This window comes from Flavobacterium galactosidilyticum, from assembly GCF_020911945.1.
GTDB lineage: Bacteria > Bacteroidota > Bacteroidia > Flavobacteriales > Flavobacteriaceae > Flavobacterium > Flavobacterium galactosidilyticum.
The window spans coordinates 2,020,521-2,034,497 of record NZ_CP087135.1; the positions used below are offsets into that span (position 1 = coordinate 2,020,521).

Annotated in this window: 13 protein-coding genes; 9 read left to right on the forward strand and 4 right to left on the reverse strand. The window is 33.4% G+C overall.

Annotation, left to right across the window (positions count from 1 at the left end):
- Positions 1-142 precede the first annotated feature (142 nt).
- Positions 143-1,570, reverse strand: a complete 1,428-nt coding sequence (locus LNP27_RS08895) for an L-serine ammonia-lyase (protein ID WP_229941292.1) — start codon at positions 1,568-1,570, stop codon at positions 143-145.
- Between the two features lie 233 nt (positions 1,571-1,803).
- Here LNP27_RS08895 and LNP27_RS08900 point away from each other — a divergent pair, with 233 nt between their 5' ends.
- Positions 1,804-4,311 carry a M14 family zinc carboxypeptidase gene (locus tag LNP27_RS08900; RefSeq protein WP_229941293.1) on the forward strand — a complete coding sequence of 836 codons (2,508 nt, stop codon included), beginning with the start codon at positions 1,804-1,806 and terminating at the stop codon, positions 4,309-4,311.
- Between the two features lie 193 nt (positions 4,312-4,504).
- On the opposite strand, the gene LNP27_RS08905 is transcribed toward LNP27_RS08900, so the two are convergent.
- Positions 4,505-4,678 (reverse strand): hypothetical protein, encoded by a 174-nt coding sequence (locus tag LNP27_RS08905; protein WP_229941294.1) that lies wholly within the window; start codon positions 4,676-4,678, stop codon positions 4,505-4,507.
- Positions 4,679-5,015: 337 nt separating this feature from the next.
- Here LNP27_RS08905 and pyrR point away from each other — a divergent pair, with 337 nt between their 5' ends.
- The 8 genes from pyrR (at position 5,016) to LNP27_RS08945 (ending at position 10,480) form a co-directional block, all read left to right on the forward strand.
- Positions 5,016-5,555, forward strand: a complete 540-nt coding sequence (gene pyrR / locus LNP27_RS08910; RefSeq protein ID WP_229941295.1) for a bifunctional pyr operon transcriptional regulator/uracil phosphoribosyltransferase PyrR — start codon at positions 5,016-5,018, stop codon at positions 5,553-5,555.
- Between the two features lie 46 nt (positions 5,556-5,601).
- Positions 5,602-6,528, forward strand: coding sequence for an aspartate carbamoyltransferase catalytic subunit (locus LNP27_RS08915; RefSeq protein ID WP_229941296.1), 927 nt, complete (start codon positions 5,602-5,604; stop codon positions 6,526-6,528).
- Between the two features lie 74 nt (positions 6,529-6,602).
- The gene (locus tag LNP27_RS08920; RefSeq protein WP_229941297.1) at positions 6,603-6,935 is read left to right on the forward strand and encodes a ribonuclease Z; all 333 of its coding nucleotides are present in this window, start codon (positions 6,603-6,605) and stop codon (positions 6,933-6,935) included.
- A 73-nt stretch (positions 6,936-7,008) separates the two neighbouring features.
- Positions 7,009-7,914 carry a ribonuclease Z gene (locus LNP27_RS08925; RefSeq protein WP_229941298.1) on the forward strand — a complete coding sequence of 302 codons (906 nt, stop codon included), beginning with the start codon at positions 7,009-7,011 and terminating at the stop codon, positions 7,912-7,914.
- 90 nt (positions 7,915-8,004) lie between these two features.
- Positions 8,005-8,649, forward strand: a complete 645-nt coding sequence (gene pdxH / locus LNP27_RS08930; RefSeq protein ID WP_229941299.1) for a pyridoxamine 5'-phosphate oxidase — start codon at positions 8,005-8,007, stop codon at positions 8,647-8,649.
- Between the two features lie 163 nt (positions 8,650-8,812).
- Positions 8,813-9,316 carry a CAP domain-containing protein gene (locus LNP27_RS08935; protein ID WP_229941300.1) on the forward strand — a complete coding sequence of 168 codons (504 nt, stop codon included), beginning with the start codon at positions 8,813-8,815 and terminating at the stop codon, positions 9,314-9,316.
- Between the two features lie 350 nt (positions 9,317-9,666).
- Positions 9,667-9,813 (forward strand): pyridoxine 5'-phosphate oxidase C-terminal domain-containing protein, encoded by a 147-nt coding sequence (locus LNP27_RS08940; protein WP_229944056.1) that lies wholly within the window; start codon positions 9,667-9,669, stop codon positions 9,811-9,813.
- 163 nt (positions 9,814-9,976) lie between these two features.
- Positions 9,977-10,480 (forward strand): CAP domain-containing protein, encoded by a 504-nt coding sequence (locus tag LNP27_RS08945; protein WP_229941301.1) that lies wholly within the window; start codon positions 9,977-9,979, stop codon positions 10,478-10,480.
- 514 nt (positions 10,481-10,994) lie between these two features.
- Here the strand turns inward: LNP27_RS08945 and LNP27_RS08950 are convergent.
- Both LNP27_RS08950 and LNP27_RS08955 read right to left on the reverse strand, forming a co-directional pair.
- Positions 10,995-12,935: an OmpA family protein gene (locus LNP27_RS08950; RefSeq protein ID WP_229941302.1), complete on the reverse strand. Its 1,941-nt coding sequence runs from the start codon at positions 12,933-12,935 to the stop codon at positions 10,995-10,997.
- Positions 12,936-12,946: 11 nt separating this feature from the next.
- On the reverse strand, positions 12,947-13,864 hold the full coding sequence (locus tag LNP27_RS08955; RefSeq protein ID WP_229941303.1) for a PorP/SprF family type IX secretion system membrane protein: 918 nt from the start codon (positions 13,862-13,864) through the stop codon (positions 12,947-12,949).
- Positions 13,865-13,977: the final 113 nt, after the last annotated feature.

Consider the following 13,977-nt stretch of genomic DNA (forward strand, 5'->3'; position numbering starts at 1 on the left):
GCTAGTGAAAGCGGGGATACGCCATGATGATTTAAGATTTTTGAGTACTGATTTTAGATTGCAGATTTAAAACTTAAGATATAAGATTTAAAATTGTAGCATTAAGATTTAGGAATTTGCAGCTGCTGAAATGAGTTTATCCTTAACAATCAGCCATGTTTACCGCTATTGCAAGTCCGCCTTCGGAAGTTTCTTTGTATTTGTTATTCATATCCTTAGCGGTTTGCCACATGGTATCTACTACCTTATCTAATGGGACTTTGGCGTTTTTAGGATCGGTTTCAAGGGCTAGTTCGGCAGCATTGATGGCTTTTATCGCGCCCATCGTATTGCGTTCGATACAAGGAATTTGAACCAGACCGCCTATAGGATCACAAGTCAAACCTAAGTGATGTTCCATGGCAATTTCGGCAGCCATTAAAACCTGTTCTGGAGTTCCGCCCATTAGTTCGCACAATGCGGCAGCAGCCATAGAAGAGGAAACGCCTATTTCGGCCTGACAACCGCCCATCGCTGCTGAGATGGTTGAGCCTTTTTTGAAAATACTACCTATTTCTCCAGCAACCATCAGGAATTGTTTAATTTCTTTAGGTCCTGCAGCGTGGTTTTCAATCACTAAATAGTACATTAAAACAGATGGAATTACACCAGCGCTTCCGTTTGTAGGTGCAGTAACCACTCGCCCTAAAGCAGCGTTTACTTCATTGACCGCAAGGGCAAAACAAGAAACCCATTTTAGGATTTGGCGAAATTTGACTTCTGTTTTTCTAATTTCTTCGAGCCAAGTTTGTGGCGAATTGTAATTGGATAAACCGATAAGGTTTTGGTGCATATCAAATGCTCTGCGGCGGACATTTAATCCGCCAGGAAGAATCCCTTCGGAATGACAACCGATGTACATGCACTCGAGCATGGTGTTCCAAATGCGCATCAATTCATGATCAATTACAGCATCAGTGCGCATTGATCTTTCGTTTTCTAAGACGATTTCTGATATGGATTTATTTTCTTTTTTGCAATACTCTAATAGCTCAGCCGCCTTATCAATAGGATAAGGAAAAGCACATTTTATTTGGATTTTTTGTTTCGCATTTGCTCGTTCTTCTTTGATTACAAATCCACCCCCAATAGAATAAAAAGTAGATACATACTGGCTATTGTCAAGCATGTGTGCTGTAAATGTCAGTCCATTAGCATGATAAGCAAGAAAGTTTTTGTTGAAAACAATATCTTGAAGAAAATGGAAAGGAATGATCTTCTCGTTTCCTAAATTGATTTCGTTTTTAGATTGGATAGTTTTTATGATCGAATCAATATTTTCAATAGGAATGTATTCTGGATCTTGACCACTCAAACCTAGCATAACGGCTAGATCTGTGGCATGTCCTTTTCCAGTCAACGATAGCGAACCATACAGGTCTATTTGCACTCTTTTTACTTTTTGAAGTAAATTTTCATTTCTTAATTCTTCCAGAAAGCCTTCAGCGGCTCTCCAAGGGCCAAGTGTGTGCGAACTTGAAGGTCCAACACCAATTTTTAGCATGTCAAAAACTGAAATACATTCTTCCATTTGTAGGGTAATTTTATTATCCGCAAATATAGTAGAATGTTATTAGGATACGAATTCTCAAGTGATAATATTACTTATTTAATAATTAATATTGCTTATTTTTTGTGATTCCTCAATAATGAAGAATTGTTAAATAGGTGATTATAGTATAATTAATTAGTATTAAAGTAGTCTATTCCTTGTGCGATAGTTACCAAAATACTATTTTTGAAGCGTAACTAACTTATATGACTATGAAAAAAATCATTTACTCTTTTTGTTTAATGCTTGCTATGGTATCTAGTACTCAGGCACAAGTACAAAGTCCTTCGGAATTTTTGCCTTCCTATGGTAAACAGATCACTTACTACCATCAAGTAGAAGATTATTTCAAACAGCTTACTGAAAAATCTACTTTTATTAAACAACAAAAATATGGAGTGACTCCTGAACAAAGGGGTTTGAATGTTTTTTTTATTTCGACTCCGGAGAACTTAGCCAATCTAGAGCAAATTAGAAATAACAACTTAGCCGCCATTGGTTTATCTAAAAATGGAAGTCAAATGATAGGCGATAAGTTGATTGTTTGGTTGAGTTTTAATGTTCATGGAAATGAATTTGCTGGAACTGAAAGCGCTATGACTGTGGCTTATGAATTAGTGAATCCTTCGAATGCAGAAACTAAAAAATGGTTGGAGAACACAATTGTTATTTTGGATCCTTGTATGAATCCGGATGGATATTCCAGGTATGGGAATTGGTTAAGAGAGATTTCAGGTAAAAAAACACATCCAGGTTTATATGATAGAGAGCACATGGAAGTTTGGCCAGGTGGAAGATATAATCATTATATTTTTGATTTAAATAGAGATTGGGCTTGGCAAACACAACCAGAAAGTCAGCAACGTATCGCCTTGTATAACCAGTGGATGCCACAAGTACATACTGATGTGCACGAAATGGGATATGAATCACCTTATTTTTTTCCGCCCTCAGCTGAACCTATTCATGAGTTTATAGAGAAGTACCAAAAAGATTTTCACAATGTGTTAGGTAAAAATATGTCTCAGAAATTTGATGCGCAAAACTGGATGTACAATACTAGTGAGCGATTTGATTTGTTTTATCCAAGTTATGGTGATACCTATCCTGCTTATAATGGAGCGGTGGGAATGACTTTAGAACAAGGAGGAATAGGAGCGGGCAGAGCTGTAATGATGAGTAACGGGAATATTGTGACTATCCAAGATCGATTGACACATCATGCTACCGCCGTACTTACTGTTGTAGAGTCGGCTTCAGCTCAAGCAGATGTTTTATTGAAAGGTTTTAGAGGTTTTATGAATAATTCTCGAAAAACGGTGAAGGGGAATTACAAAATGTATGTCATGAAAAACAATCCAAAGCTAATTCAGCTGGCGGATTTGTTAAAAAAGAATAATATAGAATTCAGTTATGCCGATGCTAGCTTAAAAGCTTCAGGATACAATTATAGTGCGAAATCAGATAAAGGTTTTACTATAGAACCAAACGATTTGATTGTAAAAGTAGACCAGCCTAAAGCTGTTTTTACGCAAGTATTATTTGAACCAAACCAGAAATTAAATGATAGTTTATCATACGACATTACCGCTTGGGCGTTGCCATTAGCGTATGGAGTGGAAGGATATGCTTTAAAAAATAGTTTGGGTTTTAAAACCAAGGCAACAATCGAAGTGAATGAAAAAACGGTTCCGCAAAAGGTGTATGCTTTTCATGTTCCTTGGAATAATAGAATTTCAGCTCAGGTTTTGTCTTTATTGCACCAAAATAATATCAAAGTACGCTCTGCAATGAACAAGGCTATTTTTGGCGATGTAACTGTAGAGCCGGGTGGATTATTAGTAACAAAAGCGGATAATCCCAATGTGGTTGATTTTGAAAAAACCATATCAGATTTAGTAAAGATAAAAACAGATTACAATTACATCAATACGGGCTTTTCATCGAATGCTAAAGATGTAGGAAGCGAAAATTTTAATTTGTTGAAAGTGCCTAAAGTGGTTTTGTTGTCTGGAAAAGGGGTTTCTTCAACTGAGTTTGGAGCGGCATGGTTTTATATGCAAGAAACGATTGATTATCCAGTAAGTGTGGTTGAAGTAAATAATTTTAATAGATTGAAATTAATGGATTACAACACCTTAATTTTAGCGGATGGCGATTATACTTTTTCTGAAGAGCAACAGAAGAAAATAGGTGAGTGGATCAAAAATGGAGGAAAAGTAATTGCAATGAACGGAGCACTTTCTCTTTTTGATGGAAAAGAAGGCTATGCTTTAAGTCCTTTTGCAAGCGATGAAGATAAATTGAATTCAGAGAAGGAAAATGATTCAATAGCGTTAAAAGAACGTTTTTTAGATTTTCACGATTCAGAACGAAGAGAAATTTCAAAATCGATTCCGGGCGCAATAATAGAAAACGTACTGAATAAAACCCATCCATTGTCTTTTGGGTTAGGAGATAAATATTTCAGTCTAAAGACGGATAGCAATCATTATTCTTTGTTGAAAAATGCTGTAAATGTGGCCTATGTACCAAAAGATTATAAAAGTTACGGTTTTATAGGTAATCAAGTAAAAAAGAAACTTAACAATACAGTGAGTTTTGCTGTGGAGCACAAAGGTGATGGGACTATTGTTTATATGATCGATAATCCATTGTTTAGAGGCTTCTGGGAAAATGGAAACGTATTATTTAGTAATGCACTTTTCTTGGTGAACTAATAAAATGAGTTTAAACCAATAAAAAAGAGCACGAAATCGTGCTCTTTTTTTTTGGTTTCAAACGGCAATTCAAAATTGTATTTATTTTTAACCATTAAGTAAGTTATGACTTAACTTTATTAATGATTTAGAGAAGTTTAATAGTGACGTACTAAACACTTTTTTATAAAAATGATTGGTATAAACTTGCCATTTATTTTTTCCCAGAAACTTTGCTGATAATAAAAATAATTACTGCGATAATAGCAACAACTATAAAGATACCAACACCCATTCCGGCTTTAAATATTCCTTCAATTACAGAGCAGCTTGAAAATGAAAATAATACTACAAAAAGCATTAAGATTCGAGTTATTTGTTTTTGCATGATTTCTAAGTTTAGGTTGAAATGTAAAATTACTCCAAGTGTATATTTACGTTGTTACAAAATTTTATCGTTTTATTATGTAATTTGGTTCCGTTTGATTTTCAATACATTTTTTTTGAAATGGAATTTAGATGAGATTGAAAAATAGGGTGTGGTCATTTAATTTTTCTGTTATTGAGTTTAAAAGCCATTAGGAACGGTCGTTACAACTTTTAAATAATAACTAAAAATAGAATGTGCGAGTAAAAGTATTGCGACCAATTATTTTCTGTGTTTTTAATTATTAAATCATAAATTGGAATTCGTATATTTGCCGCACCAAACAATATAAACCACTATGAGTCAAAAAGTATTACTTACTGCAAAAGAAGTTACTATCATATTACACCGTTTGGCCTGTCAATTAATTGAAAAACACTTCGATTTTTCAAATACTATTTTAGTCGGCATTCAGCCCAGAGGCGTTTTTTTGGCGGAGCGTTTAAAAGAAATTTTAGAACAAGAATACCAAACTCCTGAAATTCAATTGGGTTACTTAGATATCACTTTTTTTAGAGATGATTTCCGTAGAACTGAAAAGCCACTAGAAGCAAATAAAACCAAGATTAACTTTATTGTTGAAAATAAAAAAGTCATTTTTATAGATGATGTTTTGTTCACTGGACGAAGCATTCGATCGGCATTGACGGCTATACAATCTTTTGGAAGACCTTCTGAAATTGAACTTTTAGTATTAATAGACAGGCGTTTTAGCCGTAATTTACCTATTCAACCTGATTATCGAGGTCGACAAGTGGATGCGATTAATAACGAAAAGGTGAAAGTGAGTTGGAAAGAAAATGATGGTGAGGATGGAGTGTATTTAATTACAAGTTAGTAGGTGTAAAAACGCTAACTATTAAAAACTAATAATCGTAATAAAAATGAAAGAATTAAGCGTAAATCATTTATTAGGCATAAAATATATCAACAAAAATGATATTGACCTAATATTTGAAACAGCCGATCATTTTAAGGAAGTCATTAATAGACCTATAAAGAAAGTGCCTTCGTTACGAGATATTACCATTGCCAATATTTTTTTCGAAAATAGTACTAGAACAAAATTATCTTTTGAACTTGCTCAAAAAAGGTTGTCAGCAGATGTAATTAGCTTTTCAGCTGCACAATCTTCTGTAAAAAAAGGCGAAACGCTAATCGATACAGTAAATAACATACTTTCGATGAAAGTGGATATGGTGGTTATGCGTCATGCTAATCCTGGAGCCGCTTATTTTTTATCTAAAAATGTAAAAGCAAGTATTGTAAACGCAGGTGATGGCGCTCATGAACATCCTACTCAAGCTTTATTAGACAGTTATTCCATTAGAGAAAGACTAGGAGAAGTTGCGGGTAAAAAAGTAGTAATTGTAGGTGATGTTCTACATTCTAGAGTTGCTTTATCTAATATATATGCTTTGCAAATGCAAGGCGCTGAGGTGAAGGTTTGTGGACCTAAAACACTTATACCAAGACATATTGAGTCATTAGGAGTTACTGTGGAATCTGATTTAAGAAAAGCATTAGAATGGTGTGATGTAGCTAATATGTTGCGGGTACAAAACGAACGAATGGATGTGAATTATTTTCCATCAACTAGGGAATATGCGCAGCAATATGGAGTCGATAAATCACTTTTAGAGTCGCTAAATAAAGAAATTGTAATCATGCATCCCGGACCTATTAATCGTGGTGTCGAGATCACAAGTGAAGTGGCTGATTCTGGTCAATCGGTTATTTTAAACCAAGTAGAAAATGGTGTTGCCATCAGGATGGCGGTTATTTATCTTTTAGCGTCAAAAATACAGTAACTAACCGGAAATCTTTGTAAATTAGCTCATTGTGTAATCGGGCTGCTTTTTTGCAGTCTCTTAAACTAATTATTATGAAAGTAGATCAAAAATCCCACACGATAACAATTAAAGATACACAAGGTGATTGCACTTCTTTTTTAATGAAGGTTACACACCAATATAAATCATTTGAAAATCATAACTTAATAATTGATTTACTCAATCATGATAAGCTATCTGTGAACGATATTAAATCTTTTATGCCTTTATCAAAACAACATAAAAAAGCCAAAAAATCTTTTATCGTCGTTGCTTCCGATTTTGATTATAATGCCGTTCCTGCTAAGTTAGCAGTTGTGCCGTCAATGCTGGAGGCTAATGATATCATTGCAATGGAGGAAATCGAGAGAGATTTAGGATTTTAGATGAGTTGGTGGTCGCCGATTAAAACTTGTCCTATAATTTATCTTAGAAGCAAACAACTGAATACGCAAAAAATTGAAACTAACCATACTTGGTTGCTATGCAGCTACACCTCGCACATTTACCAATCCTACTTCGCAAATTTTAGAAATTAAAAACAGACTTTTTTTGATCGACTGTGGTGAAGGTACTCAGGTACAATTACGCAAAAATAAAATTAAGTTTTCTAAGATTAATCATATTTTTATTTCGCATTTACACGGCGATCACTTTTTTGGATTAATTGGTTTAGTGTCTACATTCAGTTTATTGGGTAGAACTACTGATTTGCATATTCATGGTCCAAAAGGGATAAAAGAGATTATTACCATGCAATTGCGTTTGTCTAATTCATGGACCCATTTTGATTTATTTTTTCACGAATTGCAATCAAAGGAAAGCGAAATAGTATTCGAAGATGATAAAGTTTTAATCAAAACGATTCCGTTGCATCATCGTGTTTATACTAATGGTTTTTTGTTCCAAGAAAAAGTAGGTGAACGAAAACTTAATGTAGATGCAGTTCAAAATTATGAAATCGAGTCCTGTTACTATCAAAAAATAAAAAATGGTAAAGACATTACGTTAGAAGATGGAAGGGTTATCGAAAATGAAAAGTTGAGTTTTGATCCTATTCCTGCTAAAAGTTATGCTTTTTGTTCTGATACAGCCTACCATGAAGCCGTAATTCCTATTATCATAAATGCAGATATTTTGTATCACGAAGCAACTTTCTTGCAATCAGAAGAAAATTTGGCTCTTAAAACACTACATTCCACTGCTAAAGAAGCGGCGACGATTGCTTTGAAATCTAATGTAAAGCAATTAATTTTAGGGCATTATTCTACTCGATATGAGAACATCGAAATGTTTAAGCAAGAAGCAGAAACTATCTTTTCCGAAGTCTTATTAGCTGATGATGGAAAAATCTTTGAATTTTAAAGAAATCAATATACTTAATAGCACTGCTATTGGATTTTTCGATTGTTTAAATCGAATGATTTGACGTACTAACAATTTAAAATATAGAATATGAATGATTTAAGTAATTATAGAAAATCGTATGAGAAGAGTGAGTTATTAGAATCTAATATCCCTGAAGATCCAATTAACTTATTTAATAGATGGTTTCACGAAGTAGAAGACTTTGGTGGCGATAGCGAAGTTAATGCAATGACGGTAGCTACAATTGGCTTAGATGGCTTTCCAAAGTCAAGAGTAGTGTTGTTAAAAAAGTTTACAGAAGAAGGTTTTATATTTTATACTAATTACAATTCCGAAAAAGGAAAAGCGATTGCAGAAAATCCTAACGTATGTCTTTCTTTTTTTTGGCACACATTAGAGCGCCAAGTAATCATAAAGGGAATTGCTCGTAAAACTGCTGCAAATGTTTCGGATAATTATTTCGAATCTAGACCTGAGGGAAGTAAGTTGGGCGCCATAGTGTCAAACCAAAGTGAGGTGGTGCCATCACGTGCTTTTTTAGAAGAAAACTTAAAACAGCTCGAAAGTGATTATGAAGGAATTGTCATTCCAAGACCGGAACATTGGGGCGGATTTTTAGTAACCCCTTTATCCGTAGAATTTTGGCAAGGAAGACCGAATCGATTACATGACAGAATTAGATATACCAGCCAAGAAGATTGTTCATGGAATATCGAACGTTTGTCGTCTTAATGTAGGTTATTTATTATAATAGTATTTTTATTATGTAGTTCATCGATTATTTTTGGTGTTTTAACGATAAAATAATTATGTTTGAGAAAGAAAGCAAAACATATTATTTATTTTTTAAAGTTGTTTGCCCCACAATCTACTTTAAGCTTAAAATACTAAAATTATGAATCTAAATCTACTTCGTACCTTATTGCTTGGAGCTATTATGATTACTATGAATTCGTGTTCTTCAGATTCTTCTGAAAACCAAGCGAATGCTACAGCTGTACAAAAAGTGGTTGACTATTCTTATAATTCGATAGAGTTAGAGACTATGGAGTTGATTAATGCTCATAGAGTTAGTATCGGTTTAAATCGTTTGGAAAAAATAAACCATATGTCATACAAGTCAGAGGAGCATGATAATTATATGATTGCAAACAATGTTGTAAATCATAATGATTTTGTTGCTCGCTCAGAAAATATCATGAAAACTTTGGGAGCTAAAGCGGTGAGTGAAAACATTGCTTATAATTACAAAACACCAAAAGCAGTTTTAGATGCTTGGTTGGCTAGTCCTGGACATAAAGTAAATATTGAAGGTAATTTTACGCATTTTGGAATTGCAATCAAAGAAAATCCGGCAAACGGTAGAAAGTATTACACTAATATCTTTGCTAAAATTTAAGTTGAGTTTGTTTATATTTGAAAGGCTGTCTTATCCCCAAAAGACAGCCTTTTATTTTTTGTAGAAATGACAAAACAGGTATTAGTACTAACTGCAATTCAATAAACGGTAGTGCTAACACCGAAAATTCTAATCTTTGTTTTTTTTTGGTACAAATAAGAGCGGTAAGTGGTCAGAAAAAGAATTGCGCAAAAGAACACCATAAATATTTCAAATAATTTTTTCGAATTTCGGCTAGACGCAGGTAAATTGAGTGTCATAGTGTCAAACAAAACTAAGGTAATTCTTTCTGCTGTTTTTTTTTAGAAGAAAATTTAAAACAGCTCGAAATTGATTATGAAGGAATTGTCATTCCAAGACCGGAACATTGTGGCGGATTTTTAGTAACGCCTTTATCCGTAGAATTTTGGCAAGGAAGGCCGAATCGATTACATGACAGAATTAGATATACCAGCCAAGAAGATTATTCATGGAAAATCGAACGTTTATCGTCTTAATGTAGGTTATTTATTATAATAGTATTTTTATTATGTAGTTCATCGGTTATTTTTGGTATTTAAACGATAAAATAATTATGTTTGACGAAGAAAGTAAAATATACTATTGATTTTTTAAAGTTGTTTGCCCCACAATCTACTTTAAGTTTAAACTACTACAGTTATGAATCTAAATCTACTTCGTACCTTATTGCTAGGAGCTATTATGATTACTATGAATTCATGTTCTTCAGATTCTTCTGAAAACCAAGTGAATCCTACAGCTGTAGAAAGAGTCGTTAATTATTCTTATAATTCGATAGAGTTAGAGACTATGGATTTGATTAATGCTCATAGAGTTAGTATCGGTTTAAATCGTTTGGAAAAAATCAACCATATGTCATACAAGTCAGAGGAGCATGATAATTATATGATTGCAAACAATGTTTTTAATCATAATGATTTTGTTGCTCGCTCAGAAAATATCATGAGGACTTTACGAGCTAAAGCGGTGAGTGAGAACATTGCTTATAATTACAAAACGCCAAAAGCAGTTTTAGATGCTTGGTTAGCTAGTCCTGGTCACAAAGTAAATATTGAAGGTGATTTCACCCATTTTGGAATTGCAATCAAAGAAGATCCGGCAAATGGTAGAAAGTATTATACTAATATCTTTGCTAAAATTTAAGTTGAGTTTGTTTATATTTGAAAGGCTGTCTTATCCCCAAAAGACAGCCTTTTATTTTTTAGAGCAATCCCAAACCACTTATTTTTAGTAGCCATAGTCCGAAAAAAAAAAGATATGATTTTTTTTTACAGTTTATTAGCAGTTGAGGTATGATTTTGCTGGCTATTAATCGCATCTTGCCTTAAAACCTGCCCTTTTTATGCTCATAGCTGATAGTAGCTAGCTTAAAGTTCTCTTATTGGCTACTTATCAGTCTAAATTAGTTTCTACAACACGTCGTGTTATTAACCATGCTATATTCTTCTAAGTGTTTATCCATTTTGATTTAATATAAAGCCAATCTACACTTGCGTGAATAGGGCAGAGGCGGTCTTTGGGTTGTCCTTTTAATGATCTGTTTAGCACTAAAACTTATAGGCTACGAAAAGGTGTCTAGATTCTAAATTAGCTTTGAATTTTGGCTATAAAAAAAGGCTGTCTTTCCGGACAGCCTTTTAATCTTAATTAGTTTCTTCTATAAAGCAGTGATGATAAATTCACTTCTTCGGTTCATTTGGTGTTCTGCTTCTGTACATTCCACATTGTCAGCACATTTATTAACTAACTGCGTTTCACCATATCCTTTTCCAGTTAATCGGTTTGGATTGATACCATTTTTAATTAACCAGTTGATAGTCGATTTAGCTCTTCTTTCAGATAACGCTTGATTGTATTTAAATGTTTGTCTACTATCAGTATGAGAACGAATATCTAACTTCATCGCTGGATTTTGATTCAATACATCTAGTATTTTTTCTAAATCAAGTGCTGCTTCTCTTCTAATATTTGATTTGTCTAAATCAAAATAAATCATTTTAATTTTGAAGCATTTACCAAGATCATCTCCTATACTTACAATACATTTTTCATTTTCTAGTGCAATAGGTAAGTATGTTTTTCCATTTTCACTAGCTATTGTAATCTTTTCTTCTTTTGTCTTGTAATCTTGTTTTTGTGCTCTTACATAATATGTTTTTCCACACTCAACAGCAAAAGAATATGCTCCTTTATCATCAGAAGTAGTTGTACTAACATTGTTAAATTGGCTATCAAATAACGTTACTTTACTTCCAGGAAGTATTTTTGCAGTAGCAAAATCTGTAATTTCTCCATGTAATAACTGTTGACAAGTAATTCTTCTTTCTTCTAAAAATTTATAAATATCATCATAACCCTTTCCTCCATCTTTGTTCGAACTAAAAAAACCTCTTCTCGATTTTGTTTCAATTAAATAAGCAAAATCATCTTTTGGAGAATTTATATCAGAACCTAAATTTTGCACATCTCCAAAAGAGCCGTTTGGATTAATAGTAGTTACGAATACGTCTAATCCGCCTAAACCTGGATGACCATCAGATGCGAAATACAATTCATTCTCATCACTTACAAATGGAAAGGTTTCTCTTCCTTCGGTGTTAATTGTATTCCCCAAATTTTCGGGAGTTCCATAAGTGCCATCACTGTTAATTTTTACTTTAAACAAATCAGATTGTCCTAAAGTTCCGGGCATATCTGAAGCAAAATAAAGGGTATTTCCGTCAGGACTTAGTGCAGGGTGTGCTACGCTGTAATTGTCGCTATTAAAAGGAAGTTCTGTTATTTTAGTCCATTTCTCATTTTCTAAAGTAGCTTTATATATTTTTATTAAGGTTACTTTATTTGCATCTTTTCCTTTTTTACCGTCTAAAAAGTTATTTCTTGTAAAGTAGATTGTTTTTCCATCTTTACTAAAAATAGGAGTAGACTCATTGAATCTCGACTTTATGTTAGCATCAAACTTTTGAGTTTTACCTGGAGTCATGTCTTCTCCTAAAGTAGCTGAATATAAATTCGTGAAATGTTGATTCGTCCATTTGTGTTTTCTTTGTCCTAGACTTCCTGTATCTCGTGCTGATGCAAATACGATTTCATTACCGTTTATCGCAGTTCCGTAATCAGAATACTCAGAGTTTACTCCAGCATCTTCAATTTTATACCTTCCAGAATTAGCTTTTATCGCATCAAGATAGTTTACATTTTTCATAAACAGTTTTCCGCGACTATCATTTCCCGATTTTTGATTGAATAGTTTTAGATATTCGTTAGCTTTATCATTTTCGCCAACCGATCTCAAAGAATTTGCATAGCGGAAATAATATTCTGCTTCTAAATCGCCAGTATTCATTGCGAATAATTCGCCATACCATTTCGATGCTTTTTCAAGCTCACCGTTGAAGAAGTAAGAATTTCCTAAATTTTTAAAGAGGTCCACTGATTTGTACCCTTTTTCAGCAACTTTTTCATAGGTTTTTATTGCGTCAATATAAGCGTATTTTTCGTACTGTTTTTCCGCTGCTTTAACCTTTGCTTCTTGAGCGTATATATTCGATGAAAAAGCGAATATTAATGTGATATAAAGAAGTATATTATTTTTCATACTATTTGTTTTTAGAAGAATCGTGGAGTTGTGATTTTATCATTGTTTTTGAATATTTCATAACGCAAGAATATTTCATGTGAACCAGAATTATAATTATTTAATTTGGTTGTCTCGCGGTCATATCCGTAACCTATGTACATTCCGTCAGAAACTTGAAAACCTACCATTGCACTCAAAGCAGCACTCCATCTATAAGCAAGTCCAATAGTGAATTTCTCGCTAAACATGAAGTTTCCTGAGATATCTAGTTGAAGTGGAGCTCCTACGACCATTTTAGAAAGAACAGCTGGTTTGAATTTTACTTCACTACTTAAATCGAATACATAACCTGCCATCAAATAGTAGTTTATTTTTTCTTTGAAAATAGCTACTTCATTGTCATCGTAGCGATTTGATTCAATAAAATTTGGAATCGAAAACCCTATGTATGCTTTATCTGAATGCAAGTAAAGACCAGCTCCAATATTTGGTGAAAATTCATTCTTTATATTCTGCATAGAAGGATCTAATGGGAAAGCATCTACAGGATTCAATTTTGTCATGTCTAAATTGAATAGATTAGCGGTAGCTTTCATACCAAACGAAAGTTTATAATTCTCCGATGTAGGAATAGTATATGATAAATCAGCAGAAATAGTATTTTCATTCGTTGGCCCAATTTTATCATTGATAAAGGTAACACCTAAACCTAAGTTGCTATCATTTAAAGGAGTGTTTATAGAAGCTACATTAGTAACTGGAGCTCCATCTAAACCTACCCACTGGGTTCTATGTAAAGCAAAAATACTCATTGCTCCTCTAGAACCTGCGTATGCTGGATTGACATTAATTGTGTTATACATGTATTGTGTATATTGAGCATCTTGTTGTGCAAAACTCACAAAAGCTGTAAACATCAAAAAGATTAAAAATATTTTTGTTCTCATAGTAGTTTTATTGTTGGGGTTAAACTAGTTCCTTTGAAAGACATACAATTCCGATTAGAATAATGTTATTAGTGCTAAATGTATTAGCTAATTCTATATTTTAATCCTGAGGA

Excerpts from the sequence above, each read along its gene's own strand:
- LNP27_RS08955 (WP_229941303.1), bottom strand. The coding sequence starts at position 13,864 with ATGAGAACAAAAATATTTTTAATCTTTTTGATGTTTACAGCTTTTGTG.
- pyrR (WP_229941295.1), top strand. The coding sequence starts at position 5,016 with ATGAGTCAAAAAGTATTACTTACTGCAAAAGAAGTTACTATCATATTA.
- LNP27_RS08915 (WP_229941296.1), top strand. The coding sequence starts at position 5,602 with ATGAAAGAATTAAGCGTAAATCATTTATTAGGCATAAAATATATCAAC.
- LNP27_RS08905 (WP_229941294.1), bottom strand. The coding sequence starts at position 4,678 with ATGCAAAAACAAATAACTCGAATCTTAATGCTTTTTGTAGTATTATTT.
- LNP27_RS08920 (WP_229941297.1), top strand. The coding sequence starts at position 6,603 with ATGAAAGTAGATCAAAAATCCCACACGATAACAATTAAAGATACACAA.
- LNP27_RS08895 (WP_229941292.1), bottom strand. The coding sequence starts at position 1,570 with ATGGAAGAATGTATTTCAGTTTTTGACATGCTAAAAATTGGTGTTGGA.
- LNP27_RS08900 (WP_229941293.1), top strand. The coding sequence starts at position 1,804 with ATGAAAAAAATCATTTACTCTTTTTGTTTAATGCTTGCTATGGTATCT.
- LNP27_RS08945 (WP_229941301.1), top strand. The coding sequence starts at position 9,977 with ATGAATCTAAATCTACTTCGTACCTTATTGCTAGGAGCTATTATGATT.
- LNP27_RS08950 (WP_229941302.1), bottom strand. The coding sequence starts at position 12,935 with ATGAAAAATAATATACTTCTTTATATCACATTAATATTCGCTTTTTCA.
- LNP27_RS08935 (WP_229941300.1), top strand. The coding sequence starts at position 8,813 with ATGAATCTAAATCTACTTCGTACCTTATTGCTTGGAGCTATTATGATT.
- pdxH (WP_229941299.1), top strand. The coding sequence starts at position 8,005 with ATGAATGATTTAAGTAATTATAGAAAATCGTATGAGAAGAGTGAGTTA.